Origin of the sequence: Sphingomonas flavalba (assembly GCF_004796535.1) — a bacterium.
GTDB lineage: Bacteria > Pseudomonadota > Alphaproteobacteria > Sphingomonadales > Sphingomonadaceae > Sphingomonas_L > Sphingomonas_L flavalba.
Genome location: NZ_SPHY01000003.1, coordinates 112,095 through 139,064 on the forward strand (window position 1 = coordinate 112,095; position 26,970 = coordinate 139,064).

At 60.3% G+C, this 26,970-nt stretch carries 30 protein-coding genes and 1 pseudogene; 17 read left to right on the forward strand and 14 right to left on the reverse strand.

The features are described from left to right. The first annotated feature begins 80 nt into the window (after positions 1-80). From E4A53_RS04250 to E4A53_RS04260, 3 genes are all read left to right on the forward strand, one after another. The gene (locus tag E4A53_RS04250; RefSeq protein WP_168694307.1) at positions 81-815 is read left to right on the forward strand and encodes an FMN-binding negative transcriptional regulator; all 735 of its coding nucleotides are present in this window, start codon (positions 81-83) and stop codon (positions 813-815) included. 254 nt (positions 816-1,069) lie between these two features. After that, positions 1,070-1,918 (forward strand): type IV toxin-antitoxin system AbiEi family antitoxin domain-containing protein, encoded by an 849-nt coding sequence (locus E4A53_RS04255; protein ID WP_136161859.1) that lies wholly within the window; start codon positions 1,070-1,072, stop codon positions 1,916-1,918. Beyond that, the gene (locus E4A53_RS04260) at positions 1,918-2,832 is read left to right on the forward strand and encodes a nucleotidyl transferase AbiEii/AbiGii toxin family protein (RefSeq protein WP_136161860.1); all 915 of its coding nucleotides are present in this window, start codon (positions 1,918-1,920) and stop codon (positions 2,830-2,832) included. Before E4A53_RS04255 ends, E4A53_RS04260 begins: the two co-directional genes overlap by 1 nt. A 41-nt stretch (positions 2,833-2,873) precedes the next feature. On the opposite strand, the gene arsH is transcribed toward E4A53_RS04260, so the two are convergent. Genes arsH through E4A53_RS04285 form a run of 5 tightly spaced genes read right to left on the reverse strand, consistent with a single transcriptional unit; the run spans position 2,874 to position 5,983 of the window. Continuing rightward, on the reverse strand, positions 2,874-3,587 hold the full coding sequence (arsH, locus tag E4A53_RS04265; RefSeq protein WP_136161861.1) for an arsenical resistance protein ArsH: 714 nt from the start codon (positions 3,585-3,587) through the stop codon (positions 2,874-2,876). After that, positions 3,581-4,642, reverse strand: coding sequence for an ACR3 family arsenite efflux transporter (gene arsB / locus E4A53_RS04270; RefSeq protein WP_136161862.1), 1,062 nt, complete (start codon positions 4,640-4,642; stop codon positions 3,581-3,583). Before arsB ends, arsH begins: the two co-directional genes overlap by 7 nt. Before the next feature lie 9 nt (positions 4,643-4,651). Next, positions 4,652-5,077 carry an arsenate reductase (glutaredoxin) gene (gene arsC, locus E4A53_RS04275; RefSeq protein WP_136161863.1) on the reverse strand — a complete coding sequence of 142 codons (426 nt, stop codon included), beginning with the start codon at positions 5,075-5,077 and terminating at the stop codon, positions 4,652-4,654. An 8-nt stretch (positions 5,078-5,085) separates the two neighbouring features. Further along, a complete protein-coding gene (locus tag E4A53_RS04280; RefSeq protein ID WP_136161864.1) occupies positions 5,086-5,628 on the reverse strand; it encodes an arsenate reductase ArsC in 543 nt (180 codons plus the stop codon). Beyond that, positions 5,621-5,983 (reverse strand): ArsR/SmtB family transcription factor, encoded by a 363-nt coding sequence (locus E4A53_RS04285; RefSeq protein ID WP_136161865.1) that lies wholly within the window; start codon positions 5,981-5,983, stop codon positions 5,621-5,623. Before E4A53_RS04285 ends, E4A53_RS04280 begins: the two co-directional genes overlap by 8 nt. 225 nt (positions 5,984-6,208) lie before the next feature. On the opposite strand from E4A53_RS04285, the pseudogene E4A53_RS04290 reads away from it, so the two are divergent. Then, a pseudogene (locus tag E4A53_RS04290) lies at positions 6,209-6,670 on the forward strand (IS3 family transposase); the annotation flags it as partial. Between the two features lie 57 nt (positions 6,671-6,727). On the opposite strand, the gene E4A53_RS04295 reads toward E4A53_RS04290, so the two are convergent. Genes E4A53_RS04295 through E4A53_RS04305 form a run of 3 tightly spaced genes read right to left on the reverse strand, consistent with a single transcriptional unit; the run spans position 6,728 to position 8,523 of the window. Beyond that, positions 6,728-7,474 carry an ABC transporter permease gene (locus tag E4A53_RS04295; protein ID WP_136161866.1) on the reverse strand — a complete coding sequence of 249 codons (747 nt, stop codon included), beginning with the start codon at positions 7,472-7,474 and terminating at the stop codon, positions 6,728-6,730. After that, the gene (locus E4A53_RS04300; protein WP_136161867.1) at positions 7,471-8,190 is read right to left on the reverse strand and encodes an ABC transporter ATP-binding protein; all 720 of its coding nucleotides are present in this window, start codon (positions 8,188-8,190) and stop codon (positions 7,471-7,473) included. The genes E4A53_RS04295 and E4A53_RS04300 overlap by 4 nt, the downstream gene beginning before the upstream one ends. Before the next feature lie 18 nt (positions 8,191-8,208). After that, positions 8,209-8,523, reverse strand: coding sequence for a hypothetical protein (locus tag E4A53_RS04305; RefSeq protein ID WP_136161868.1), 315 nt, complete (start codon positions 8,521-8,523; stop codon positions 8,209-8,211). A gap of 173 nt (positions 8,524-8,696) precedes the next feature. Here E4A53_RS04305 and E4A53_RS04310 point away from each other — a divergent pair, with 173 nt between their 5' ends. Continuing rightward, positions 8,697-9,311, forward strand: a complete 615-nt coding sequence (locus E4A53_RS04310) for a TetR/AcrR family transcriptional regulator (protein ID WP_206366232.1) — start codon at positions 8,697-8,699, stop codon at positions 9,309-9,311. A 223-nt stretch (positions 9,312-9,534) separates the two neighbouring features. On the opposite strand, the gene E4A53_RS04315 is transcribed toward E4A53_RS04310, so the two are convergent. After that, positions 9,535-10,119 (reverse strand): dioxygenase family protein, encoded by a 585-nt coding sequence (locus tag E4A53_RS04315; RefSeq protein WP_136161870.1) that lies wholly within the window; start codon positions 10,117-10,119, stop codon positions 9,535-9,537. Between the two features lie 23 nt (positions 10,120-10,142). Continuing rightward, positions 10,143-11,138: an MBL fold metallo-hydrolase gene (locus E4A53_RS04320; RefSeq protein ID WP_206366235.1), complete on the reverse strand. Its 996-nt coding sequence runs from the start codon at positions 11,136-11,138 to the stop codon at positions 10,143-10,145. A gap of 173 nt (positions 11,139-11,311) precedes the next feature. Here E4A53_RS04320 and E4A53_RS04325 point away from each other — a divergent pair, with 173 nt between their 5' ends. Beyond that, the gene (locus tag E4A53_RS04325) at positions 11,312-12,208 is read left to right on the forward strand and encodes a LysR family transcriptional regulator (protein ID WP_136161871.1); all 897 of its coding nucleotides are present in this window, start codon (positions 11,312-11,314) and stop codon (positions 12,206-12,208) included. A gap of 193 nt (positions 12,209-12,401) precedes the next feature. Here the strand turns inward: E4A53_RS04325 and E4A53_RS04330 are convergent, their stop codons facing one another. Further along, positions 12,402-12,848 (reverse strand): RrF2 family transcriptional regulator, encoded by a 447-nt coding sequence (locus E4A53_RS04330; protein ID WP_136161872.1) that lies wholly within the window; start codon positions 12,846-12,848, stop codon positions 12,402-12,404. A gap of 562 nt (positions 12,849-13,410) precedes the next feature. Here E4A53_RS04330 and E4A53_RS04335 point away from each other — a divergent pair. After that, a complete protein-coding gene (locus E4A53_RS04335) occupies positions 13,411-14,190 on the forward strand; it encodes an alpha/beta fold hydrolase (protein ID WP_420822602.1) in 780 nt (259 codons plus the stop codon). 121 nt (positions 14,191-14,311) lie between these two features. Here the strand turns inward: E4A53_RS04335 and E4A53_RS04340 are convergent, their stop codons facing one another. Next, entirely contained in the window at positions 14,312-14,950 is a 639-nt protein-coding gene (locus tag E4A53_RS04340; protein ID WP_136161874.1) for a TetR/AcrR family transcriptional regulator, read from the reverse strand. A 34-nt stretch (positions 14,951-14,984) separates the two neighbouring features. Here E4A53_RS04340 and E4A53_RS04345 point away from each other — a divergent pair, with 34 nt between their 5' ends. Further along, the gene (locus E4A53_RS04345; RefSeq protein ID WP_239018127.1) at positions 14,985-15,749 is read left to right on the forward strand and encodes an SDR family oxidoreductase; all 765 of its coding nucleotides are present in this window, start codon (positions 14,985-14,987) and stop codon (positions 15,747-15,749) included. A gap of 233 nt (positions 15,750-15,982) precedes the next feature. Here the strand turns inward: E4A53_RS04345 and E4A53_RS04350 are convergent, their stop codons facing one another. Continuing rightward, positions 15,983-16,876: a LysR family transcriptional regulator gene (locus tag E4A53_RS04350; protein ID WP_136161876.1), complete on the reverse strand. Its 894-nt coding sequence runs from the start codon at positions 16,874-16,876 to the stop codon at positions 15,983-15,985. 96 nt (positions 16,877-16,972) lie between these two features. On the opposite strand from E4A53_RS04350, the gene E4A53_RS04355 reads away from it, so the two are divergent. The 6 genes from E4A53_RS04355 to E4A53_RS04380 all read left to right on the forward strand — a co-directional run bounded on the left by E4A53_RS04355 (position 16,973) and on the right by E4A53_RS04380 (position 22,579). Then, positions 16,973-17,710: an SDR family oxidoreductase gene (locus E4A53_RS04355; RefSeq protein ID WP_136161877.1), complete on the forward strand. Its 738-nt coding sequence runs from the start codon at positions 16,973-16,975 to the stop codon at positions 17,708-17,710. A 28-nt stretch (positions 17,711-17,738) separates the two neighbouring features. Continuing rightward, positions 17,739-17,951, forward strand: a complete 213-nt coding sequence (locus E4A53_RS04360) for a tautomerase family protein (protein ID WP_136161878.1) — start codon at positions 17,739-17,741, stop codon at positions 17,949-17,951. Positions 17,952-18,426: 475 nt separating this feature from the next. Beyond that, entirely contained in the window at positions 18,427-19,227 is an 801-nt protein-coding gene (locus E4A53_RS04365) for a DUF1883 domain-containing protein (protein WP_136161879.1), read from the forward strand. Between the two features lie 25 nt (positions 19,228-19,252). Next, entirely contained in the window at positions 19,253-19,450 is a 198-nt protein-coding gene (locus E4A53_RS04370; RefSeq protein ID WP_136161880.1) for a hypothetical protein, read from the forward strand. A 13-nt stretch (positions 19,451-19,463) separates the two neighbouring features. Next, entirely contained in the window at positions 19,464-19,661 is a 198-nt protein-coding gene (locus tag E4A53_RS04375) for a hypothetical protein (RefSeq protein WP_028035883.1), read from the forward strand. 137 nt (positions 19,662-19,798) lie between these two features. Beyond that, the gene (locus E4A53_RS04380) at positions 19,799-22,579 is read left to right on the forward strand and encodes a UvrD-helicase domain-containing protein (RefSeq protein WP_239018128.1); all 2,781 of its coding nucleotides are present in this window, start codon (positions 19,799-19,801) and stop codon (positions 22,577-22,579) included. 48 nt (positions 22,580-22,627) lie between these two features. Here E4A53_RS04380 and E4A53_RS04385 read toward each other — a convergent pair whose 3' ends face one another. After that, positions 22,628-23,218, reverse strand: a complete 591-nt coding sequence (locus E4A53_RS04385) for a Fic family protein (protein ID WP_239018129.1) — start codon at positions 23,216-23,218, stop codon at positions 22,628-22,630. Positions 23,219-23,456: 238 nt separating this feature from the next. Here E4A53_RS04385 and E4A53_RS04390 point away from each other — a divergent pair, with 238 nt between their 5' ends. Genes E4A53_RS04390 through E4A53_RS04400 form a run of 3 tightly spaced genes read left to right on the forward strand, consistent with a single transcriptional unit; the run spans position 23,457 to position 26,795 of the window. Further along, positions 23,457-24,974 (forward strand): recombinase family protein, encoded by a 1,518-nt coding sequence (locus tag E4A53_RS04390; protein WP_275401794.1) that lies wholly within the window; start codon positions 23,457-23,459, stop codon positions 24,972-24,974. Continuing rightward, on the forward strand, positions 24,974-25,873 hold the full coding sequence (locus tag E4A53_RS04395) for a plasmid partitioning protein RepB C-terminal domain-containing protein (RefSeq protein ID WP_136161883.1): 900 nt from the start codon (positions 24,974-24,976) through the stop codon (positions 25,871-25,873). Before E4A53_RS04390 ends, E4A53_RS04395 begins: the two co-directional genes overlap by 1 nt. Continuing rightward, positions 25,866-26,795, forward strand: coding sequence for a plasmid partitioning protein RepB C-terminal domain-containing protein (locus E4A53_RS04400; RefSeq protein WP_136161884.1), 930 nt, complete (start codon positions 25,866-25,868; stop codon positions 26,793-26,795). The genes E4A53_RS04395 and E4A53_RS04400 overlap by 8 nt, the downstream gene beginning before the upstream one ends. Positions 26,796-26,970: the final 175 nt, after the last annotated feature.

The window sequence follows — 26,970 nt, forward strand, 5'->3', positions numbered from 1 at the left end:
GGACAGGCAATTTCGCTAGGCCGATGATAGTCCCTCGAGCGCGCGGGGCGTGCCGCGCCGGCCTGCTGGGGAGGTATGCGATGAGCCGGTTCGCACCGAGACGTGCCGACGATGTCACGAACCTGATCCGCAACACGGTGCTGGGGCTGATCACGACGCACGACGAGCAGGGCTATATCGCCACGCCGCTGCCGTTGCTTGCCGAAACCGACGATGCCGGCGCGGTCCGCGCGATCATCGGGCATTTCGCGCGCGCGAACCCGCATGTCGCGCGCGCCCAGGCGACGCCCCGGGCGCTGATCGTCTTTCTCGGGGCGCACGGCTATATCGGCCCGACGGCGGTGTCGAAGCTCGGCTGGGCGCCGACCTGGAACTATCAGTTGGCACAATTCGAAGTGGAAATCGATTTCGAGCCCGCGAATAACGCAGCCGCGATCCGGGCGCTGGTCGAGGCGATGGAGGGGCACGGCGCTGATGCCTGGACCGTCGAGCGGATGGGCGCGCGCTTCGGCCGGCTGGTTTCACACGTCGTCGCCTTCCGTGCCCGGGTGATCCATGACACCGCGCGCTTCAAGCTTGGGCAGGATGAGGACCCCGCTACCTTTGCGGAGATTATCGAAGCTCTTGGCGACGGCCCGCTGTCACGCGCGATGCTTGAACAAGCACCGGGAAATTTCCGAAGTCCGCCTGGGGAGGCAAGAAATCATTCCCACTCAATCGTCCAAATACAACTTAAGTTATTGATATTGCGCATAAATATAGCCTTTAGGCGCACAAAAACCGACTACTGGCTAGTCAAAATGTTACGCTTTTGATTTTAAAGGGAAAAAGGGGCGAAAAAAAATTTGTGGATTTCAAGGACAATCGGCGTCAATTGCCAGTCTCGACGCTGTGAACGCCGTCCCACAGATCGACCCAATCTGTACCAGAAAACACCGCTGATCACAATGAGCGGCCTGCCGCGGACAAGAGGTCAGTTTGCGTTTGTGCGGATTTGCGAACCACAGAGAAGCAAACCTGGGCACCTTCAAACTGGCGCATAGTTTGAAATTATGCTAAAACACTCACCATGAGTGAGCAAACAACAGGGAAGTTAAAGCAGCTGGAGCAGCTCCTGCCAGAGGGGTTGCTCGTCGATGCCGCGTGGCTTTCCGCTCAAGGCTACTCAACCTCGCTGCGTACCAAATATGTCGCCTCGGGCTGGCTCGAGCAGCCGGCTCGCCGAGTCTATCGGCGCCCTCGCGGGCAGCTTGGCTGGCAGCAGGTGGTCGTCTCGCTGCAGACGCTTCTCGGCTATCGTCTCACCGTTGGCGGCCGGACAGCCCTCGAGCTGCAAGGCTATGCCCATTACCTTTCGCAGGATCTTTCCGAAATCCACCTTCACGGTCCGGCAAGGCCGCCCAGCTGGCTCACGACGCTGCCGCTCAAGGAACAATTCGTGTATCATAACAGCACGCCGCTTTTCGGGGTCGACCTGGAGGATATCAGCTTCCCCTCCCTCGTTTCCGACCGCGCACCTGATGCGCGAGATGCGGGATCTTTTCAGGATGCCGGACTGCGCGCTCTGCCCTGGGGCCAATGGGATTGGCCGTTGACGGTATCGACGCCCGAACGGGCGGTTCTCGAACTTCTCGATGAACTCCCGCAACATGAAAGTTTCAATCAGGTCGACGTGCTTATGGAAGGTCTGAGCGATCTTGCGCCGAGGCGGATCCAGAAGCTGCTTGTCCGCTGCCGCAGTGTGAAGGTGAAGCGCCTGTTCTTCTTCTTTGCCGACCGGCATCGCCATGCATGGCTCAAGCATGTCGACCGGACCGCAATCGACTTGGGATCGGGCAAGCGCATGCTGGTCAGGGATGGCAGGTACGACCCGACCTACGCGATCACCGTCCCCAAGGAACTGGCCGAGACGTATTGATGGCATTTGCGGACACTTACCGAAATCAGGTCGCATTACTGATCCGCACACTACCTTCGGTGGCCGCGGAAGACTGCTTCGCGATGAAGGGCGGCACGGCGATTAATCTGTTCGTGCGCGACCTGCCGCGCCTCTCGGTTGATATCGATCTTACCTACCTGCCCGTGCAGGACCGCGTGACCTCGCTTGCAACGATCGATGCGGCGATGGCGCGTATCGCCGAGCGCATTACCGAGACAGTCCGCAGCTCCCGTGTCGCTCCGTCCCGTTCACGCGAGAATGTGATCACCAAGCTCGTCGTCCGTGGCGATGGCGCGCAAATAAAGATTGAGGTGACGCCGGTCCTGCGTGGCTGCGTGTTTGAGCCCGCAATACGTTCGGTCTCACCCAGAGTGGAAGACGAATTCGGCTTTGCCGAAATGCGGATCGTCTCGTTTTCCGACCTTTATGCCGGCAAGATTGTCGCCGCCCTCGACCGTCAACATCCACGCGATCTGTTCGACGTGCGTGATCTGCTGGCGAATGAAGGCATCGACGATGCGCTGCGTCGCGCCTTCCTCATCTACCTGATCAGCCACGACCGCCCCATGGCCGAAGTTCTGGCGGTGCGGCGTAAAGATATTGCGGTAGAATTTGATCGTGGGTTCGTCGGCATGACGCGACAACCGGTCGAACTCGAGACCCTGCTTGGGGCACGTGAAGCACTGATTGCCGACATGATCGGCGAGATGCCCAATGCGCACCGCCAGTTTCTGTTGGCATTCGAGCGCGGCGAACCCAACTGGCCAACCCTCAACCTGGAGGCCGCCGCCGAACTGCCGGCCGTGCGATGGCGGCAACAGAACCTCGATGGTCTGAAGGCAGAGAAGCGCCAGGCACTGGTGCGGCAGCTTGAAGAGGTTCTGGCAACATAGGTTCGGAGAAGGTCGGAGCCGTCATCATCATCGGCGAGCCATCAGGTAGCGGCAGAAAGATTCACCCGCTCCATCAGCGCTTCGGCGCTTTCCTTGCGCTCCGAATAGCGATCGGTGAGATAGGTCGAGACATCCCGTGTGAGCAACGTGAACTTGACCAACTCCTCCATCACGTCGACCACGCGATCATAGTAGGAGGACGGTTTCATGCGGCCGGATTCGTCGAATTGCTGGAACGCCTTGGCGACGGATGACTGATTGGGGATCGTCACCATGCGCATCCATCGACCGAGTACCCGCATCTGATTGACGGCGTTGAAGCTCTGGGAGCCGCCCGATACTTGCATGACGGCCAGTGTTCGGCCCTGCGTCGGCCGGACGGCCCCGACCGAAAGGGGTATCCAGTCAATCTGCGCCTTCATCACCGCGCTCATTGCGCCGTGCCGCTCCGGACTCGTCCAGACCTGCCCCTCCGACCAGAGCGACAGCTCACGCAGCTCCTGCACTTTCGGGTGACCGACTTCCGCTCCGTCCGGCAATGGTAGGCCGGTCGGGTCGAAGATACGTGTTTCAGCGCCAAAGGCATTCAACAGTCGTTCGGCCTCCTGCGTCAGAAACCGGCTATAGGAGCGCTCGCGCAGCGAGCCATAAAGCAGCAGGATGCGCGGCCGATGCGCCGAAGGCGACGCCCGCATCCGGTCAGTATCGGGAACATCGATGCAACCGGGATCGATATTGGGTAGAGCGTTCAGCATGAGTGGTTCGCCTCCGCGACAGTCGCGGTCTTGCTGCCCCGCTCGTACCAACCTTTCGAGCGGTTCACGATCCACACGACCGAGAGCATGACCGGGACCTCGATCAGCACGCCGACGACGGTGGCGAGCGCTGCGCCGGAATGGAAGCCGAACAGGCTGATGGCGGCGGCAACCGCCAGCTCGAAGAAGTTGGACGCGCCGATCAGCGCCGAGGGGCCGGCAACGCAATGCTGTTCCCCCGAGATCCGATTGAGCAGATAGGCCAGTCCGGAGTTGAAATAGACCTGGATCAGGATCGGCACAGCGAGCAACCCGATGACCATCGGCTGTGCTATGATCTGTTCGCCCTGAAACCCGAACAACAGCACCAGCGTCACCAGCAGCGCCGTCAGCGAGACCGGGCTTAGCATAGCGAGCAGCCGGTCGAGCGCGGCTTGTCCGCCAGTTGCCAAGAGGCGTCGGCGCAGAATTTGGGCGATGATCACCGGGATCACGATATAAAGCACAACCGATAGGACGAGCGTGCCCCATGGTACGGTGATCGCCGACAGGCCGAGCAGCAAACCAACGATCGGCGCGAAGGCCACCACCATGATCGCGTCGTTGAGTGCGACCTGGGAGAGCGTGAAATGCGGCTCCCCCTTGGTCAGGTGCGACCAGACGAACACCATTGCAGTGCACGGGGCGGCGGCAAGAATGATCAGGCCGGCGATATAGCTGTCGATCTGGCCCGCCGGCAGATAGGGCCGGAAAAGCCAGCCGATGAACAGCCAAGCCAGCAACGCCATCGAGAAGGGCTTGATCGCCCAGTTGATGAACAGCGTCACGCCAATGCCCCGCCAGTGCCGGCCAACCTCGCTCAGCGCGGCGAAGTCGATCTTGAGCAGCATTGGTATGACCATCAGCCAGATCAGCCCCGCCACCGGCAAATTGACGTTGGCGATTTCGGCGGCGCCGATCGTCTGGAACACGCCCGGCACAAAATGGCCAAGTGCAATGCCAAGGACGATGCAAAGCGCGACCCACAGGGTCAGGTAGCGTTCGAATGTGGACATGGATTTCCCTTATGCGGTCGTCACGCGGCGAGCGTGCTCGTCAATGACGCGCTCGCCATCTTCCTTGATGAATTCGGCTTGCTGCGGCGGCAGCAGGTCGAGCACCTCTTCCGAGGGCCGGCAAAGTTTCACGCCCTTGGGTGTGACGACAATTGGTCGATTGATGAGGATCGGATGCGCCATCATGGCGTCGAAAAGCTGGTCGTCGGTCAGCGCCGGATCGCCAAGACCAAGCTCCCCATAAGGCGTTCCCTTTTCGCGCAGCAGGGCGCGCACCGGAATGCCCATGCGCTGGATGAGCCGGGCGAGCATCGCCCTTGACGGCGGCGTCTTGAGATATTCGATGACATGGGGCTCGACACCGGCATTGCGGATCATCGCCAGCGTGTTGCGCGAAGTGCCGCAGTCGGGGTTGTGATAGATTATGACGTCCATGGCTGACCTCACGCGGCGCCGTTGCGGGGCGAGGATGTCCCATCCGATTGCCCGATCTCCGCGAGCTTGGCGCGCAGGGATGCCTTGTCGAGGCTGGCGACGGGCAGCGCGGTGAAGATGGATATGCGGTTCTTGAGGTAGCGAAAGGCCGCGACGAAAGCGGCTTCCTGTTCGATCTCGGAGCCCTCCGTCGCGGCGGGATCGTCGATGCCCCAATGCGCCGTCATTGGCTGGCCCGGCCAGACCGGACAGGCTTCACCGGCCGCGCTGTCGCAGACTGTAAAAACGAAATCCACGGCCGGTGCATCAGGCACGGCGAACTCTTCCCAGCTCTTCGAGCGCAGGCCATCGGCCGGATAATCAAAGCTTTTTAGCACCTTCAACGCGAGAGGATGGACGTCCCCCTTGGGCTGACTGCCGGCGGAAAAGGCGCGAAAGCGACCCGAACCATCCTTGTTCAGGATGCTTTCGGCCAGGATCGAGCGCGCCGAGTTGCCGGTGCACAGAAACAGAACATTGAAAATGCGATCAGCTTGGCTTGCATCAGGCATGGGTGGCGGCTTTCGTCGGTTCGCAACAAGTTGAGAGCGCGGCCATGGCCGGGTTGCACACTTCCGGGTGCCCCTGGCAGCAGTCGCGCATGAGGAATTCGATAAGGCCCGAGAGCACCCCGAGCGCGGCGGTGTAGATAATCGAGCGTCCGGCGCGCCTGGATTCAACAAGCCCGGCCTGTTCGAGATGGCTCAGATGAAAGGACATGCGCGAGGAGGACGCGCCGTCCACTGCTTCGCCGATGGCACCGGCGGCCATTCCCTCGGGCCCGGCCGTCACAAGAAGCCGAACGATACGTAGCCTTGTCTCCTGCGAAAGCGCGGCAAACGCTGTGAGAGCCTGCTTCTCGTCCATATTCATCTCAATGTTTCAAGAATCATTGAGATGATGGATATCGGAAAAGGTCGCAGAGCACCAGTCCCTGAGTGCATCCACATGATAGTTGTCGATTGTACAGCTATGCGTCGGGGCACATGGGACTGCTCTGGCGACCGGCCGTCGGTGCCAGGTTTTGTCACCCTATCATGCAAATCTGTCCTGAGAGACAGACGATTCGCGATGGCTCACCGCGCCCCGGATATCCCGATGCGACGCGGCTTTCTCTATCTCGTCGCCATCATGGACTGGTTCAGCCGCAAGGTGCTGACCTGGCGATTGTCGAACACGATGGATGCCGACTTCTGCGTTGCCGCCCTCGAAGAGGCGATCGCCCACCACGGCAGGCCCGATATCTTCAATACTGACCAGGGGAGCCAGTTCACCGGCTTCGCCTTCACCACGACGCTGAAGGATGCCGGCATCCGAATCTCCATGGACGGGCGCGGCCGCTGGATGGACAACGTCTTCATCGAGCGGCTATGGCGCAGCCTCAAATACGAATGCGTCTTCCTCAGCGCCTTCGAGACCGGAAGCCAAGCCCGCAGCGGCATCGGCTCCTGGATCGATTATTACAACCGGAAGCGCCCCCACTCGAGCTTCGGCGGCAGGACGCCCGACGAGGTCTATGCTATGGCAGAAATGACGGAGCTATTGGCGGCGTAGAAACCAACCGATCCACCTTAGCCAAGCCGCCAAGCTGTCTCACCAGGCGGGTCCTCCTCAGGTCTCTAGCCGTTTCCAGGCATAGGTCGAAAAGCCTACGAAGACCGCCGAGACAATGACGACGTTGAGAAGCTGGATACAGATTGTGAACGGATCGACGAAACCGCTCGTCGCAGCCCAGAGCCCAGGCGCGGCATAGGGTAACCAACCGCCAAGTCCGGCATCGGCAAGCACAGAGGTCAGAATTACGACACCCAGTATCGCGCCGATCGGGGCCAGATAATCCCGGCTGAGCGTGGCGACCAAGGAAAAGGGGATTGTCAGCATTGCCGTGAGGACGCTCACCGTGACGAACCGGGCAAGCGCGACCCATGACTCGCCGTCTAGAGGACCGAAATCCAGGAACGCACCGACGCCAACCAGCGCGGCGGCCAGCATGAGCGTAGTGACGCAAGCCCAGAGGATGAACAATGCCATCTTGGCGAGGGCAAGCTTCTCAAGCGGCACCGGCAGGCCAAAAAGTCCTGTGATCGTCCCATCAACGAATTCGCGCCCGAAAAGCCAAACAATAACCAGCCCGAAACCGAAGACACCGCCCGTGGCCACTGTGCCTGCACTCAGGTCAAGATAATCGATCCAGTTGCTGGCGGAAAGTGCGGAGCTGTCACCTTGGCTCAATGCCGATAGCGGAGAGACGAGTGAAGGCACCATCACGATGCCGATGGTAGCGAGGCGTGGCAGCGACGCGTTCCTGAACTTCAGCCACTCGGTGGAGAGCGCTGTCGGAAAGGCGTTCATGATCATGCAGTCTCCGAATGGGTTTGGACGAGAGAGAAGAAAGCGCGCTCGATCTCGGGCTGGCCGGGTTCTAGCGCGCCAATAATGCGGCCGCCGTTGATCACGGTGATCCTGTGCGAGATGCGGGAGACCTCATCGAGATGATGGCTCGATACCAGAACGGTGGCCCCATGGGCGGCACGTTCGAGCAAGACGTTGCGCAGCAGGATGACGCCGGCGGGATCGAGCGCGTTGGTGGGTTCGTCGAGGATAATCAGATCGGGTTCGTGCTGGAGTGCTGCCGCCAGCCCCACTCTTTGCCGGTTTCCCAGCGATAGTTTGCCCACACGACGTCCGGCAAACTTGTTCAGATTGAGCTTTTCAATGATCGCGTTGCCCGCCTCTTCAGCCTTCCTCCGCGTGAGTCCCCGCAGACGCGCGGAGAGCAAAAGGTTCTGTCTTGTGGTTAGTTCAGGATAGGCCAGAGGATATTCAATCAGATGGCCGACCCGCATCCAGCGCTCGAGTGGAACTCTATCGAAGGGTACGCCGTCCAGCCGGACGGTTCCGCTGTCGGGTATCTTCATGCCGAGCATCAGCCGCATCAGGGTGGACTTGCCTGCGCCATTGAGGCCGACCAGGGCATGGATCTCGCCCCTAGCCAGCGTAAGATCGACTTCGCGCACGCCATCACCAAAGGCAAAGAGCTTGGTGACGCCATTGAGTTCCAGGCTAACCTGCATCGATACCGCTCCTGTATTTCACTGAAGCGCAAAGGTGGCGCGGCAGGTTTCGGAAAACTGGTTCTGGCGCTCGGCGATACAGGCGCGGATAGTAAAGGGGTTGAGCCCGCCGCAGACCACGCGCATTTCCGCCTGACATTGGTTGGCCGTATCCCAGAATGCTTGGCAGGTAACCGAAAGATCGGCGCGGTTTTCCTCGACGCAGGACGAAATAGTATCGGGGGTGAATCTCCAGGGACAGAGCGAACGGATTTCTTGTCCGCAAGCCTGTCCGACTGTCGATGCAGGAGATTGGGCGATCGCTGCCTGACCGAGCATGAACGCTGTCGCCATGCCCGAGATCAGTGAGAACGACCCAAGTGCTGGCCATGAATACGCCTCGGACCCAGTTGCCGAAATTCTAGACATGCGAGCACCTCGCAATTAAGATGCATCAATGCATCTATCATACCGAGGCGCAGCCAACAAGATACAATCTTGCATCTTAATTGAAATGGATTTCGCGAATGAAGGAACGACGCAGAGGCTCCGCACTCGAAGACGCCATCCTCGATGCCGCTTGGGTCGAACTCGACACCCATGGCTATGCCGGGCTGACCATGGAGGCCGTTGCAGTCCGTGCCGGAACCAGCCGACCCGTTCTCGCCCGGCGGTGGGACACGCGCGCCGCACTCGCCGTTGCCGCCATCCGTCGGCAGGTGAGTCGATATCCGATCGAAGTGGAGGACAGGGGTGATGTTCGAACTGAGCTTCTGGAGCTGCTGGAGCGGGCATCCGAACGGGCACGGGCGTCGGTCGCGATATTCACGCTGTTCGCCACGGCCTATTTCGGAGAAACTGGATCTTCACCCCAGGATTTGCGCGACGCGCTGATTAAGGGGGAAGCCGATGCGCTGGCCGCAATTCACGAGCGTGCGGTTCGGCGCGGGGAGATCGATATGCAAAAGCTCGTGCCTCCCGTGACGACGCTGCTCAATGATCTGTTCCGGCACCATGCCATCATGACGTTCGCACCTCCTTCGCCCGAGTTGCGGCAGGCCTGGGTGGACGACGTGTTTCTGCCGCTTGTCCAGCCCGCTCCACGCGGGCTGGCTACACAGCCGAAGACTAACTCTCCATAAAGTCGGTGAAGTGCAGCTCCTGTGTGTTTAATTGACGGCAGCAACCTTACCGCCGGCCCCAGAGCCGCCACTGCCGCAGCAGGGCCAGGAGATCGACGGACAGTATGACGATGCCCTCTTCCCTGCCCTCGCGCTTGGAGCGCAACAGCATGCGGTGCAATCGACGTAACTGATTGTCACGCTTCGACCTCGACCAAGCGCTTCCAAAGGTGGTCGGGCGATATCATACGACGAAATCGAAACGCCCGAAGCGTCCATCGCTGGCATCGGTTATGGCAATGAGCAGCGTCTCATCGAAGAGCCAGTCCCGCGTATTGCTCGGCTCGCCTGGAAAGAATAGCTGCGTTGTCAGCACCGCTCCGCCTGGACGCTGAACTCGGAAGTGAAAATGGCGCGTGCGTCCCGAATAGGGCGCGGGCTTCACCGTGTTGAACCACCAGCGCCCCTGCTCATCGGCGAATTGGTGGCCTCTGAGCCGAAAGCCCTGACGGTCGTAGTCACCGTTTTCGTCTGCATGCCAGATTTCGATCAGGCTCCCAGGCGCCGGGTGGCAGCGATCATCGACGACGTATCCGGCGATGGTGAATGGCGGACCGTCCGGGGCATCGAGAAAAAGATCGCGCTTGAGCGGCGCATTCGGCCTGAAGAACGGGCCGGCTTCGCGCCCAAGCGTTGGCTCGTCCTCATCCTCGCAAGCGCGCGTCAACGGCAAGAGTGGCGCCTCCTGACCGCGCGCCAGCGCTTTCGTTAGCGGGACGAGTGGCATGGCGAGAAAGCCGGACAAAAGGGCACGCCTGGATGTCGTCATTGCGGATCCGCCTTGAGCAATCTTCAGAACTGCCAATAGGCGGGGACCCAGGCATAGGCAGTATCAGTCTTGAGCATGCGACCGAGGCCCGGGAACGGATAATGGAAACCGAGAACCGGGATCTGATCCGCGGCAGCCATATCGAAGATGCGGCGACGGGAAGCGAGTGCGGCGTCCTTGTCGCGATCGGGACCTGGCAACCATGGACGGTCGACATTGATGATCGGGTGATAGGCGAGATCAGCGGTAAGCAGGAGCTGATCATTGCCCGATTCGACGAGAAAGGTTGCCATACCGGGCGTGTGACCCGAGGCAGCGAGCGTATGAAGACCGGGGACAATCTCTGTCCCGGCTTCGTAGAGCTCAATTCCGTCCGCTACCGGCTCGATGCTGCGCTTGATGGCAGCCGCAAAATTCCGGCGAAAATCCTCTGGCACTGGCATATAGGAAAGATCGGGATCGTCGTGGACGAAAAAATCCCAATCTGCCCTCGGTGCAAAGACAGTCGCTTGCGGGAACGCCCTGCCTCCGTCCACCGTGCGAAGATTGCCAACGTGATCCGGATGCGTGTGGGAGACCACGATGACGTCGATATCTTCGGGGCGCAAACCGATCGCTGCTAGATTGTCGAATATGCGCCCACCTTGGGGTCCCATGGTCTGCCCGGCTCCGGCCTCGAGCAAAATTCTACGGCCGCTGGTCTCGATCAGCAGCGTGTTGAGGTTCAACGTCATGTGATCGACGGGAAGGAAGGCACGCCTCAGAACTTCCTGAAGTTCTTGCTCCGGCGCATCGCTGGCATAGACCTGCGGTGGTCCACCGATGAGACCGTCGCTCAGCACTGTTGCGTCGATATCACCAACGCGGAAACGGTAATGGCCGGCATTTCCCTGCTGAACGGGTCGTTCCGTGACAGGCACGGTTTGAGAGAAAACTGCTCCGGTCGGCAAAAGGAACGTCGAAGCGCCGGCCGCAGCCGTCAGCATGATCTTGCGACGATTGAGTGTCAGTTCGCTCATGGTCACTTTCCTTCCGATATTCCCGCCAATGCTGTCGAAACCTTCAGCTCACGCCTTCAAGCAAGACGCACCTGCTGCATCTCGTTGTTGTTCGAGACAGACAACAGGTGACATAAATTCTTCGCGCGGATAAGCTAACCAACGCAGAGCAACCTATTAAGCAAAACTTACCAATGACATCACCCCGCCTGGACAGTCTGGAGATTTTCGAGGATGTCGTACGGCATGGCGGCTTTCGTGCCGCCGCTGTCAGCAGGGGTGTGTCTTCCTCGGCCATCAGCCAGTCGATCAGCGTACTTGAGGAGGCGCTCGGCATCCGTCTGTTGAACAGAACAACGCGCAGCGTGGCACCGACCGAAGCGGGCCAGCGGCTTCTCAAGCAACTGAAGCCGGCACTTCACGACATTAGAACAGCAATCGACGATCTGAACCAGCTTCGCGAAAGCCCGTCAGGAACGGTGCGCATCAATGCCCCTGGACCCGCAGTCGATCATATCCTTTTCCCATTGGCGCTCCGGTTCATGGAAGCCTATCCAGAGGTAAGCGTCGAAATCATCAGCGATGCCGCGATCATCGATATCGTGGAACAGGGTTTTGATGCGGGTGTCCGCTTTGGAAAGCAGCTTGGCCAGGACATGATCGCCATGCCCTTGGGACCTCCTCTTCGCTACGCAATCGTGGCTTCGCCTGACTATTTGCACAAGAACGGTTGCCCCGCGCTGCCGTCCGACTTGATAAAGCACAATTGCATTCGCCGCCGTTTCCCCGGCGGAACGATGGCGACGTGGCGATTTGCGAAGGAGGTCGAGGAACTGGAAATCAACCCGCAAGGCAGACTGACGCTAAGTTCGGCACATCAGGAACTGCAAGCGGCTCTTGCGGGATCCGGGATAGCCCACCTCTTCGAAGACTACGTCCGCGATTATGTGGAACAGGGCAAACTCAGCGAATTGCTCACCGACTGGAAGCAGAAGCTGCCAAGCTGGTATCTGTACTACCCAAATCGGCGGCACACGAGCGCCGCCATGAGAGCGTTCCTCGATCACGTACGCAGCTATAAATGGACATGAGCCTCAACCGCTGACAGCTTGCCACGCAAAGAACGCGACCTCAGCAGAGGTCAGAGTGATGCTGGCCGCACATATGCCAACTGCCGATACCGCAGTCCGCAGGGCGGACTACGTTCCGTTTGGCGGCTCTGACAAACGCCGTCGATATGCTGGCCCAGGCTGCGCTTGCACCTCCATAGTGCTCACGCTGATTTCATTGATCTTCCATGGGGCCGCAATTTGTCATTTCTGGTCGCCAATCAGCCGCAAGGTCAGCAACCGACGTGCTCTCCAAGACGTTTTCGAACTGACGGCGAGCAGCTTCAAGCGCTTTGGTAGTTGCTTTGTTTGCGGCTTTGGCTAGCAGGCATCTCGGCTCGACTTCATCGTTGCCGATTGCAAACAAGATTGGTGAACCCAGGGCGGTATAAATGTCCATAAGCGAGATGTCGCCTAGCGACCTCGCCAGCGACCAACCACCCCGATGTCCCTTCGTGGACGTGACGATTCCGGCGGCGCGTAATCCTCCCATCGTTCTTCTGACCACCGCCGCGTTTGTTCCCAACATGCCCGCGATCAGTTCCGACGTCGCAGGTTCTTGCATTTGCTCGAGGTGCAACAACGCGTGCAGGACGCGGGAAAGACGGCTGTCTTGTCGCATGAAAACACCTGCTTTCAATTCATGTAACAAACGGACGCACGAGACATTGACTCGAGCGGTTCACGATGCAATCGTTGATACATGACCTGCACATGTAAATCCAGTGATGCGACGACTGCCAAAGGTTGCCCCATGCGGCCGCTCCCGTTGCTCTCGATGGATTTTGGCCCATTACGACACACCGGTCGCGTGCCCAGCGGTCCTCAATCCCCAGACATGGTCTTTCCGAGCGCGCAAGAGGAGTTGAAAGCACTCGGCCTTGGCTCCGAAAACCGGCGGGAAGTCTTCGTCGGCAGGTCGAACGTGAGGGCATGGGACCGATGGCCTACGTGCCATGGTTACCGACACGATAGTCGCCGTAGAGCGGCGTTAATCCCTATTCACATGAAAGGACGCAGTTATGGCGCTTCTCAAATCCGCAAAACTGGCATCGGCAGCGATCATGTTGCTTACGCTTTCGGCTCCCTCCCTCGCCGAAAGTACGACGATAGCGGATCGGACGCTTTCTCTTGATCACCAGACCTTCCGTTATCTTTCCGCCGGCACAGAGGGTCCGCCAATTGTGCTTCTGCATGGCTGGCCACAGAGCGCCGATGAATTCAGGGAGATCATCCCAGAACTTTCGGAGTACTATACTGTATACGCTCCTGACTTGAGTGGCATCGGGGGCTCGACCGCACCCGGCCAGGATTGGAGCAAAGAAGCGCTCGCACGCGACATCGATGCATTTATCAATGCTTTGGAACTTGAGGACCCGCTGATCGTGGGGCACGACATCGGGGGCATGGTCGCCTATGCCTACGCCCGGCTGTTCCCTGAAGAACCGCTCGGCGTCGCCATTCTCGACGTTCCCGTTCCTGGCCTCTCGCCATGGGACACTGTCGCTATGAGTTCCCATGCGTGGCACTTTGACTTCCATAAGCAGACCGGGCTAACCGAAAACCTTGTGGTAGGACGCCAGGCCGAATATTTCCGCTACTTCATCGACAGTACTGCCGCCAATCCCGACGCGATTCCCGACAGCGCCATCGCACGTTACGCTGAAGCTTATGGCACGCCCGAACGCCTTCGCGCCGGCTTTGAACTCTATCGGGCATTTGACGAAGATGCGGCATTTTTCCAGTCGCTCAACGAGCCGTTCGATGTGCCCATGCTTGTGGTGGGAGCCGAGTTCTCTACGCAGGCCGCGTTGCCCGCGATGGCAACATCCTACGCCGCACAGGGGGCTACAGATGTCACGACCTTGGCGATAGAAGGCGCAGGACACTGGCTGCCTGAAGAACGTCCTCAAGCGACCATTGACGCGATCATCGGATTCGCAGCCAGGTTAAGCCAAAGGTAGCGCCTTCTGTGTGACCGGATGCTGCCATTGTACGGCAGCATCCCTACCCCGTCCAACGGGCAAATAGGGTGAAATTGGCATCGGCGCCTCACCCGTCTGATCAATGCCCGCATGGCAGATGCTAGGTCTTTGAAATTCTGACCGCCTCCAGGTAGCAAAGGCACATCATCGCCAGTTGGTCGCGAATCTCGGCCTCCAAAGCGGCCGGCAGATCCCTCTCGAAAACATTGCGTACCGTTCCAAAGATTACGGACAGAAGAGTTGTGTTGATCAGCGCGAGGTTGACGTAGCTCGCATCAGACGCGCTGCTGAGCATGGCGATAGTTGCTGCATCCACGCGCTTAGCGAAAGCTTCAATCAACGCCTCGTTATCAAGCTCAACTGCCGAACGATAGAGCGCGCGCGTCACGTCGCTTCGCTCGGTTTTCGCCTGCCAGTACGCGTCAACGAGTGCGTTGACCATCTCTGATGTCGTTGCGCCGTGCTTGTTTTGACATGTCGTTTCCACCTTTTCGGCCACGATATCCAGGTAACGCTCGTTGAGCGCATAAAGCAGCGCCTGCTTGTTCGGAAAATACTGGTACATCGAACCAACCGAAACGCCGGCACGCTCCGCCACGCGTGTGGTGGTCAGCCGGTGTAGCCCTTCCGCGAGCAAAACCTGAATAGTTGCCTCGAAGATGGCGTCCAGGGTCGCGGCCGCGCGCGCCTGTCGCGGCTTTTTTCGGGCTTTCAAGTGCATGGGTGGCGTTGCAGCCATATGCGAATCCTCAAAGCGAAGGATTCTTCATATATTGGCGACCACGTCAAACCAGAAAGAAGGTCATATCGTGGAAACCAAACGTATCGCGCTCGTCACGGGAGCCAACAAAGGCATCGGTTTTGAAATTGCTCGTCAACTCGCAGAAGCCGGCGTCACGATCCTGCTCGGTGCTCGCAACTTTGAACGTGGCAAAACGGCGGCGGCGGACTTGTCGTCAGCCGGCCTTTCGGCCGAATACATCAAGCTCGATCTCAATGACGAATCGAGCATTGCTGCTGCCGCCGCGGAGATTGCGGCCAAGCATGAACGATTGGACATCTTGGTGAACAATGCCGGTATCGTCGACGCGGCCGATGGTCCACCAAGCACTGCCTCGACAACAGCAGTTCGCCGGATCATGGAGACGAACTTTATCGGGACGCTGGCGGTCACGCAGGCGATGCTTCCCCTTCTGCGCAAATCGCAGGCTGGCCGCATTGTCAACCTGGCGACGACGCTGGGATCGCTGACAATCAATGGCGACCCATCCTCACCCTATTACTCGTCACGCCTCATCGGGTACAATGCCTCCAAGGCCGCTCTGAACATGCTAACCGTGCAACTGGCCGCAGAACTTAAGGGTACGCCAATCGTTGTGAACTCGGTTTGTCCGGGATATGTGAAGACCGATCTGACAGGAAATTCCGGATTCATGACGCCTGAAGAGGGAGCACGATTGCCGGTCGAGTACGCGTTGCTGGGTCAGGATGCTGTCTCCGGATGCTTCGTGGAGCCGGATGGTGACACCCCTTGGTAAGGGATACCAACAATTGATCGCGCGCTGCCCACTTTGATGCCGCAAGCGGTCGGCCAGCAGCGTTTTCCAACGCAACCCATCTCGCGCCTCAGGGCGTTGCGCGCGAGGTGAGGTCGCGGCGCGGTCACAAGCCTGGCGTCGCGACTGCATTGAGCGACATTCGGCTAGGCAGAAAGCCAAACCTGACAGTGGGCGCGGACGGTCGAGCCTCACGCACAGGCAAGGCTATCAAACTATAAATCCGCCGCAGCGAAAACCCCCGCCACCCAATCGAGGAAAACCCGAACACGTGGCGATAGCTGACGGTTCTGCGGATAGTAGGCGGCGAGCGGCAGGGGCGGCGGCGGGTGATCCGGCAGAACCTCGACAAGGGTGCCTCGCGCCAGATCCTCCCGGAAGCGATAGCTTGGCGCTTGGATCAGTCCGTAGCCCATCCGTGCCAGATGATGCGCCGTCTCCGCCTCGTTGGCGGTCACGCGGCAGGGAAGTGTCACCTCTTTGATACCCTCGGCGGTCTGGAACTCCATCGGCATCACGCGGCCTGTGCGTGACGATACGAAGCCAATCATCTGGTGTCGGTCGAGATCATCGACCGAGGCGGGCGCTCCGTGATAGTCGAGATATTGGGGACTCGCGCAGGTCTGCTCCGGAATATCAGGGAGCTTGCGCATGATGAGGCCGCTGTCATCCGGCTCCCCTGCCCGGATCACGCAATCCACCCCCTCGCGCACCAGATCGACCAGCCTATCGCCCTGGCCGATCTGCAGGCTAATCTGTGGATACGCCTCCAGGAAGTCCGGCAGGCGCGGCAACAGGAAAGCCCGCGTCAGCGCGCCGTGGGCGTCGATGCGCAGCACTCCCGACGGTTCGCCGCCGCGCAAGGCGCCCTCCGCTTCGTCGATATCGGCGAGGATCGACAGGCACCGGCGGTAATAGGTTTCGCCATCCGGCGTGGGCGCCACGTGACGCGTAGTGCGTTCCAGGAGCCGGCTGCCGAGATCGCGCTCGAGCCGCCTGATCGCTTCGGTCGCCGTCGAACGCGGAATGCCAAGATCGGCCGCCGCCGCCGTGAAGCTGCGACGGTCGATGACTCGCACAAAAAGACGCATAGCATTGAGACGATCCATGATTGTTCGGAATATCCGAATTTAATTGCCGAAAGAAGGATGATTATCCCGTCTCCAACGCTCCTTACCTTCTTGCCGAGCAACGGAGGTCAGGAAATGAGACTGAAAGACAAAACCGCGATCGTGACCGGCGCCGGCAAGGGCATCGGCGCGGCAATTTCACGACGGCTTGCCCAAGAGGGTTGTGCTGTCGCGGTGAACTATGCACGCGATGAATCGGCTGCCCGTCAGGTCGTGCAGGACATCGAGCAGGCGGGCGGGAAGGCGGTTGCAGTGCAGGCCGACGTCGGCGATCCGGTCGGCATGCCCGCGCTGTTCGATACGGCTGAAGCCGCGTTCGGCCCGGCCGACATCCTGGTCAACAATGCAGGCATGATGCGGCTGTCTCCATTGGCGGACGCTGCAGACGCGGATTTCGACGACCACTGTGCCATCAACCTTGGCGGCACGTTCCGCGGGATGCGCGAAGGTGCCAGGCGGCTGCGCGACGGCGGGCGGATCATCAGCGTGTCCTCAAGCGTAGTGGGCTTCTACCAGCCCGGCTACGGCCTTTACGCCGCAACGAAAGCCGGGATCGAGGCCATGACGCATGTGCTCGCCAAGGAGTTGGGACCGCGCGGGATCACGGTGAACGCGGTCGCGCCCGGCCCTGTCGAAACCGATTTCTTCATGCGCGGCAAATCTGAGGAACTGGTCGCCAGCATCACCCGGATGATCCCGCTCGGCCGCCTCGGCCGTCCCGATGACATCGCCGACGCCGTTTCGTTCCTGGCCGGGCCGGAAAGCCACTGGATCAACGGTCAAACCATCCGCGCTAATGGCGGCGCGGTCTAAGCATCCCCCAAAACCCAAGGAATACACTATGCCTTTCGCGAACTATAAACTGCCCCAAGCCTCGCTTTCGACGGCACAGAAGGAAGACCTGATCCACAAAACGACCGAGCTCATGGTCGGCTATTTCGGGGAGATCGTGCGTCCGACCACGATGGTTCTGATCGAGGAAGTGCCTGACGGCGGATATGGACGCGCGGACGAGATCTTCCTTATGCCGGACGAGTACCGGGCAAAGGACTGACGCCGTTAGCCCGGGAGCAGAAGTCGGCGTCTCCTACCGCGTGATCCTGGCTGGGCCGCCAGACGTTCCCTTGAAAATTAGCGCTCTCTGGCGTCGCTCGAGGTAGATATAGGCGCGTTAGGTTGATCGCCGACCTCGACCCGCTTCGGCAACAACGCAATGGCGCTGATGGCCGCGTCGATTGTGCTTTGCTCCATGTTGCTTGAGAACGCACTGCCAGCCATACGCAGTGGCAGCCACCACGTCCTTTTCGATGCGATGCCCGGCTTGACTAGAGCGGTCGACCGCCCTCACAGCTTCGCGCTGATTTGGGACGCCGGGTGAAGGGCAGCTTCATAGGACGGTCGTTCCAACGTGGATGACACGTTTTGACACCCAGCCGTGCGAGCCTGTCCCTATTGAAGGACAGACGATTCACGACGTTCCCGAACAATCTGCTCTTCAACTAGCTAGATGACGGTATCGGGAGAATTCGATGAATTTCACGCACTATAATCTGGGGCACGTCGAACGGGGCAGTGTCGTTGTGGTGACGCTCAGCGGAAGCGCGGCCAACGTCCGTCTCATGGATGGTTCGAACTTCAGCAGCTACAAGGCCGGGCGCCAGCATCGCTACGTCGGCGGACTCGCCAAACGTTCTCCGGTGCGGCTGCCGGTACCGCATTCCGGCACCTGGCATGTTGCCGTCGACATGCAGGGGCTTCGCGGATCGGTGCGATCCGGAGTTCAGGTCGTCCCGGGTGCGGCGTTCAACCCTCTGCCTACAATCAACGAGGCACCGCTGCGCAGCGTCCCCACACTCGTCCGCGACGCCGATGATGATCTCGCGCCGCCCCCCGAGGCACCCGATGGCCGAGTGTTCGACGTTTTCATCTCCCATGCGTCCGAAGACAAGGACGAGGTCGTCCGACCGCTGGCGAATGCACTGCGCGAAACAGGATTGTCGGTCTGGTATGACGAATTCGAACTGCGGATCGGCGACAGTCTTCGCCGCAAAATCGACCGAGGCCTTGGAAGCAGCCGCTTCGGCGTGGTTGTGCTGTCGCTGGCGTTTTTTGGCAAAGGCTGGCCTGAATACGAGCTCGACGGGCTCGTCACCCGCGCCGTATCGGGCGAGCAGATCCTGTTGCCGATCTGGCACAACGTCTCCAAACGCGAGGTGATCGGCTACTCGGCTTCGCTCGCCGATCGACTGGCGCGCAGCACCGCCACCCACACCGTCGAAGAGATTGCCACGGAAATCGCGGACGTCGTGCGCTTGCCGAATGCAGCGTGACGCCAGATGCATCAGGAGAGAGCAGATGAGAAAGCAGATTGAGGATGAATGGAGCGGCTGGGATGGCGACACCATCGTCCGGCTGACCGACGGCTCGGTGTGGCGCCAGGAGGAATATCACTATGAGTATCGCTACGCCTACCGCCCCTCGGTAACCCTGTCCGGCAACGTCATGCATGTCGAGGGCATGAGCCGCGGCATCCGCGTCCGCCGGATCGACTAGGAGAACAACGCCGATGCAGACACGCATTGCAGGAGCCTGGACGGGCTGGAGCGGCGATACCATTGTCAAGCTCGCCAACGGGACAGTCTGGCGTCAGGATCAGTACTATTATCGCTATCAGTACAAGTACCGGCCGCGTGTGGTGATCGAGGGCCGGTATATGCATGTCGAGGGCATGCCCAAGGCGGTGCGCGTGCGCCGCATCGATTAGCAGGCAAAGTGTCGCCTCCGCGGCGGCGCTCATAACCGCTCATTCAAGACTCTGCCCGCCACCGGTTTGGAACATCTCAACAAGTTGCTGATAATCAGCCATTTGAATCTGGATGTTCGGGCATATCGAATGTGGCATTGAGCAAATTGTTGTCCAGCCGAGCGCAGACATACCGCCCCGGCTTTCTTGCAAGGTTGTTTGGTTCCGGAAAATGGAAGCTGACCCTGGATCCGAAATCATCCGGGCGCATCCGGCTGCGCCAGGATGGCGATATCGAGCTTGCCTGCCTCGATATCGTGTCGATTTCGGCCAGCAAGGCTCTGCTGTGGCACAGCGTTGAGATCCGCTCTCGCGGCAGAACGGATGGTCTGTCCAGGCTGACGGGCGAAGCAGCCACGCAATTGGTCGCCGACCTTCACGCCTTCATCAATACCCATCTCTTCGGTCTGATTGGTGCCGAAACTGGCCGCTTGTACGATGTCGATGCCCGGCTTCGGAAAATCACCGAAGGCAGCAGGCAGTATCTCGCTCAGGCCGATCTTGGCCGGGCGATTGCCAGCGTGCCAGGCGATGCGGCGGCGGCCCTCGCGCATCCGCTCCTGAATTCACAGATGATGCCGGCCAAGCTCAAGGCGTCTCTGCCGCCTTCGTTCACCTTCCTGACGGATCCGGGCGTTCGCGAAGCCTATAATGAAGCATTTGTCGCCGCGGAGCTGGAAAAATTCGGGCCTTTCTTCGACGATCTCGACGGGCGGTCCCTGTCCGATCAGCAACGCGAAGCCTGCATTCGTCTCGAGGACAACAATTTGCTGGTCGCCTCGGCGGGCTCGGGCAAGTCGGCAACCATGGTCGGCAAGGTTGCCTATGTCCTGGAAAAGCAGCTCTACCGGCCTGAGGAGATCCTGCTTCTGGCTTTCAACAAGAGTGCTGCCGATGAATTGAAGACCCGGATCGCCCGGCAGTTGCAGGTCGAAGAAAGCGAGCTGGCTTGCCGCGTCACGACGTTTCATGCGCTGGGACGCGGCATTATCGAGGAGGTCGAGGGGCGGCCGCCCCAACTGGCCAATTGGGTCGAGCACCCTGCCGGCGAAACCAAGGTCATCGAAGAGATCATTCAAGCCTTGGTCGAGAGCGATCCGGAATTCGCGCGGATGTGGAGCGATCTGCTGGTGGTGCATCCCAAGGCCGACATTCCAGTCGAGGTTTTCGACACCGAAACCGACTATAATCGCTATGTCTCCGATCGCCTCAGGAAAGGCTCAGCCACGATCGGTTCGCTTGCCGGCACTATCGTCAAGTCGCTGCAGGAGCAGAAGATCGTCAACTGGCTGTGGCTGCATTCGGTTGCTTTCGAATACGAGCGGCAGATCGCAGTCGAAGACGATGATGGTACGGTGCGCCACCTCCATCCCGATTTCTATTATCCGCAGGCTGACACGGTGCATGAGCACTTCGCGCTCAACGCCGATGGGACCTCACCATTTGCCGACTATGCCGTGCATGCCGAGAGCAAGCGGCAGGCCTATCGCCGCAAAGGCATCGACTTCTTCGAAACGACGTCAGCCCAGGCGAGCAGCGAAACGTTTTTGAGCACGCTTGAAGCCGAGTTGGCGCAGCGCGCCGTGCCATTGGAGCGCAGGGACTATGCCGAGATCACCAAGGCGATCGAGCCGGTGGTGATCAAGCATTATCACAAGCTCATATCGATCTGCATCAAGCACATTCGCGCCAGCCATTTGACGCTCGACATGCTGCTCGAACGCGCCAAAACCCTGCACGACAAGGAGCGGGCAAAGCTCTATGCCCGGGTCGTCTGGTCGATCGCGCAAGGCTATTCCCGCCGCCTGGAAGAGACCGACCGGATCGATTTCGATTCCATGATCGCCGATGCCGTACGGCTTGTCGAAACCGGCCGCTATCAGAGCCCCTATTCGCTGATTCTTGTCGACGAGTTCCAGGACATCTCCGAGCCGCGCGCCAATCTCATCAAGGCGCTCAAGCAGCAGGTGGCGTTCAGCAAGGTATTCGCCGTCGGCGACGACTGGCAGTCGATCTACCGCTTTGCCGGATCGGACCTCACGATCTTCACGCAGTTCGAGGCCAATTTCGGAGCAAGCTGGCGGGGGCGGCTGGAACAGACCTATCGCTGCAATCAGCTGATTGCCGAGACGGCCGCCAAATTCGTCCAGCGCAATCCGGAACAAATCGCTAAGGCGGTTCGCTCGACACGACCCGCCATCGCGCGGTCGATCCGGGTCATTCCCATCGATGATGAGCGCGGCAGACCCGATTTTGCCAAGGCTTGCCATCGCCTGCTCGAACGGCTCGACACGGCTCTGGGCGGTATGGCCGCGCAGTGGCGCAAGGAGCCGAACGCCAAGCTCAAGGTTCTGGTGTTATGGCGGTACAATCTGCTCGATCCGTTCGCAGGGCGTCCGCCCGCCTTTGCCCATATCGAGGTTTCGGGGATGTCTTTTCACCGGGCCAAGGGGCTTGAGGCCGACTACACGATTTTACTCGATGTGAGCGAGGGCGACTACGGCGTGCCGAGCCGCATCGAGGATGATGAACTGCTTAATCTGGTTATCCCCCGTCCTGAGACTTACGCATATGCCGAAGAACGACGTCTGTTCTACGTTGCGCTGACGCGCGCTAGTCGGGGCGCCTATCTCATCACCAATAGCCGGCAACCGTCCCGCTATATCCGGGAGCTGTGCGAGATCGCAGGCGACGAGATCCGCTTTGAGACGATCGAAGGCGCAGCGCTGCGTCAATGCCCCAAATGCCTGGTCGGGCAGATGGTCGAGAAGCGCAACAGGAACGGCACGGTGTTCAGCGGATGCAACCAGTTCCCCGATTGCAGCCATAGTGAAGGAGCCGAGACGCATCCTGCGACCCGCTTGCGACGACGCGCATAAGGTCGGGTCTGCGGTCGGAAGGAAGGTCAATTGGCCTCGATGACGGCCTCATCCGCCGGGCGGCCGATCGTGGGTTTCCGGCGCACTACTTGTTCTTCGATATCGCCCCTTCCGCCGCGATCCGACGTAGCAGATCAGGTTCGCCATTTTCAGCGCGGCGATGTCGCGGCGCGCGGTTTTGAGGCTGACCTGCCACAACGCCATGATCTCGCTGGCGCCGCAGCGGTCGCCTTCGGCGACTCTGGCCAGAAACCAGTATTGGCGCTCATTGAGTTCAGCCCGATCAGGGTCATTCATAGGGTCGCGATCAGGGTCATCTTTAGGGTCATTTGGCCGGTGATCCGCCGGTCTCCTGCCCCCGGCAAACTCGCCGACGACATAGGCGGCCCGGGCCGCCGCCAGCGCATAGCGATCGACCGACCCTGACAATTTGGCGGCCACCGGTCCCTCGATGATCCCGAGAGCGAACGCGCGAATGACGGGTGAGGACACCACGAGACGCAAGAAAAACACCGTATCGGGACCGTGTTGGCCCGAGAGCCAGTGTTTGACGGTGCGCTCGCTGGCATGGGTCTGGCGCATAATCTGCTTGATCGCGCGGTGGCTGTCGCCGTGCTCCTTGCGCAGCAGTTCGGCCATGGTTTGCGCATAGATCTGGCGCGTGGCCAGAACACCTTTCCATGGCGGTAATTTCCTGCCCTTTTTCTGCAACATCTTCCGGTCTCTCCGCAGTTAAACTGGTCGAGGTGCGGAAGCGGTGGCGAGGCCACGTGCTGAGGCGGTCGGTTGCCCGGACCGCCTCAGGTAAAGCAGGAAAGGGCAAAGTTTGCCGAGATGGGATCTTCACGACGACGACCGATCCGAGCTGGCACCTCTGGTGCGCGCGGCCGAATATGTCCGCATGTCGACCGATCATCAGAAATATTCGACTGAAAACCAATCCGACGCGATCCGGCAATATGCTGAAGCGCGCGGGATCGAGATCGTGCGCACCTATGCCGATGCTGGCAAGAGCGGGCTCAAGATCGAGGGCCGCGATGCACTCAGGAAGTTGATCGAGGATGTTGAGGCCGGCACGGCCGATTTCACATTGGTGCTGGTCTATGATGTCAGCCGCTGGGGCCGGTTCCAGGACGCCGACGAGAGCGCTTACTACGAATATATCTGCCGGCGCGCCGGGATTGCGGTGCAATATTGCGCCGAGCAATTCGACAATGATGGCAGCCCGGTCTCGACCATCGTCAAAGGCGTCAAACGCGCCATGGCCGGCGAATATAGCCGCGAGCTTTCGACCAAGGTGTTTGCCGGGCAAGGCCGGCTGATCGAAAAGGGTTTTCGCCAGGGCGGCCCGGCCGGGTTCGGCCTGAGGCGCACGCTGATCGACGAACATGGCGCGACCAAGGGGGTTCTTTCGCGCGGTGAGCACAAGAGCATCCAGACCGACCGGGTGATCCTCACGCCCGGGCCGGACGAAGAGGTCGCGCTGGTGCGCGATGTCTACCGCGCCTTTGTCCATGAGGGGCGAAGCGAAAGCGTGATCGCGGCCGATCTCAATGCGCGGGGCCTTACAACCGATCTTGACCGGCCCTGGACGCGCGGCACGGTCCATCAGCTGCTGATCAATGAGAAATATGTTGGCGACAATGTCTGGAACCGCCGCTCGTTCAAGCTCAAGAAGAAGCGGGTGCGCAATGCGCCCGAGATGTGGATCCGCGCCGATGGCGCGTTCGCGGCGATTGTCGAGCGCGAATTGTTCGAGGCGGCACGCTCGATCATCGCCGCGCGCTCGTTCCGCTTGAGCGATGAAGAGATGCTCAAGGCCCTGGCCGAGCTGTACCAGCGTCAGGGCATGCTTTCGGGGATCATCATCGACGAATGCGAGGCCATGGCCTCGAGCAGCGCGTACAGTTCACGCTTCGGCAGCCTGCTCAGGGCCTATAGCCTGGTCGGGTTCACCCCGGAGCGGGACTATCGCTATGTCGCGATTAACCGCGAACTGCGCCAGCTTCATCCTGGCATCCTGCGCGAGGTCCTCGACGGTCTGCAGGCAAGCGGCAGCGAAGCGTGGCGGGAGGACGAGAGCGACCGGGTGATCGTCAACGGCGAATTCAGCGTCTCGGTGGTGATCGCGCGCTGTTTCGAAACCCCCACGGGGCTTTTGCGCTGGAAGCTGCGTTTTGATACCTCGCTTGCCCCTGACATTACCGTGGTCGTGCGCATGGACCGCGCCAATCGTGCGCCCTTCGACTACTACCTGTTCCCGCGCCTTGAGAAACTGGCCGACAAGATCCGGCTGAGTGTAGACAATGCGCTGGCGCTCGACGCCTACCGCTTCGACGACCTCGACCTGCTCTACACCATCGCCGCTCCCATCCCCTTACCGGAGGCTGCCTGATGTCCGCCGTGCGTTCCAGCGGTGTCGAAATGATCCCGATTTCGCGGATCACTGTGCTCAACTCGCGGGCGCGCAACAAGCGCCAGCACCGCGAGATCGTCAACAATATCGAGGCCATCGGGCTCAAGCGCCCGATCACGGTGGCGCGCCATAACGGTCCGGGCGGCGCGCGTTATGATCTGGTCTGCGGCGAAGGCCGGCTCGAAGCCTTCCAGATGCTCGGCCAGAGCGAGATCCCGGCGGTGGTGATTGAGGCAAGCGAGAGCCAATGCCTGGTGATGAGCCTGGTTGAAAACATTGCCCGGCGCACGCCGCGTCCGATCGACATTATGCGCGAGATCGGCGCCTTGCGCGCACGGGGCTATAGCGACACGGCGATTGGCGAAAAGCTCGGGGTCGGCGCGTCCTGGGTCAACATGATCGCTTCGCTGCTCGAACGCGGCGAGGAGCGTCTGGTCGCCGCGGTGGAGACGGGCGTGATCCCGATCACGCTGGCGATGGAGATTTCCAAGGCCGAGAGCGAGGAAGCCCAGACCCTACTGCTCGACGCCTATGAGACCGGCAAGCTCAGAGGCAAGAAGCTGGCAGCGGCGCGGCGCATGCTCGACATGCGCATGCGCGCGCAGGGCAAGGGGCTGCCTTCGGGGCGATTGGGCCGCAAAGGCAGCGGGAGGCGGATGACCGCCAATGATCTCATGCAGGTCTATCAGCGCGAGGCGGAAAAGCAGCGGCTCCTGGTCAAGAAGTCCGATTTCACGCAGACGCGGCTCTTGTTCATTGTCGAGGCGCTCAAAGACCTGCTCACCGACGAGAGCTTTCTTAACCTGCTCAGAGCCGAGGGCCTGGCGACGATGCCGCGGGCGCTGGCGATGCGGATTTCAGGAGAGCACGATGGCTGAACGGATCGACGATCCTGGCGAGCGCATCCATCAGGCGTTCGAAAGCCAATTTTTGACCATACCCGTCGCAAGCATCGTGCCGCTCAAGACGCTGCCCGATGGCGCGTGCGAAGGCCGAACTTTCGCGCAGGTGCTCTCCTCGATTAAGGCGGTCGGGCTAATCGAAGCCCCGGCGGTCATGGCCGATACGGCCAAGACCGGATCGTATTTCCTGCTCGATGGGCATTTGCGGATCGAAGCGCTCAAAGAGCTTGGCATCGAACAGGTCGAATGCCTGATCGCCACGGACGACGACACCTATACCTATAACAAGCGGGTCAACCGGATCCCGCCGATCCAGGAGCATCGGATGATCGCGCGGGCCATGGATCGCGGGGTGGCGGCGACCGATATAGCCGAGGCGCTGAACCTGCAGGTAGAATCGGTGATCCGGCGCTTTCGCCTGCTCGAGGGCATCAGCCCCGAAGCGGCCGAAATGCTCAAGGATACGCCCTGCTCGATGAAGGTATTCGACATTCTGCGGCAGATGTCGGCGGTGCGGCAGATCGAGGCCGCGGACCTGATGATCGGACAGAACAATTTTTCGATCACGTTCGCCCGCGCCCTTCGCGCAGCGACCCCGGACAATCAGCTGGCGACAGCCAAGAAAGGTAAGGGCGCCGGCATACCGACGCCGTCCGGCCAGCAGATCGCGCGCATGGAGCGCGAACTGGCGGCGCTGCAAACGCAGGTCAAATCGGTCGAAGAAACCTATGGGGTCGACAATCTGCATCTGACGGTGGCGCGCGGCTATGTTGCCAAGCTTCTGGCCAATGGCCGGGTGGCGCGCTGGCTCGCCAGCCACCGGCAGGAGTATCTCGGTGAGTTTGAAAAGATCGCCGAGATCGACACGCTCGCGCCGATGGCCGAGCAGGACGCCTGAAGCAAACCAATGGGGACCCGGACCCGATAAGCGCGGGGACCATGGGAGACGCCGCACTGTGGGGCGGGTCGAGCATGGCGGTGGGAATGGCGGCGAACCCGCAGGAAGCCCACCAGGCTGGCCGCCATCAGGTCCAGCCGCCCCGCGGAAGCACCACAAGCTCCCGCATCACAGA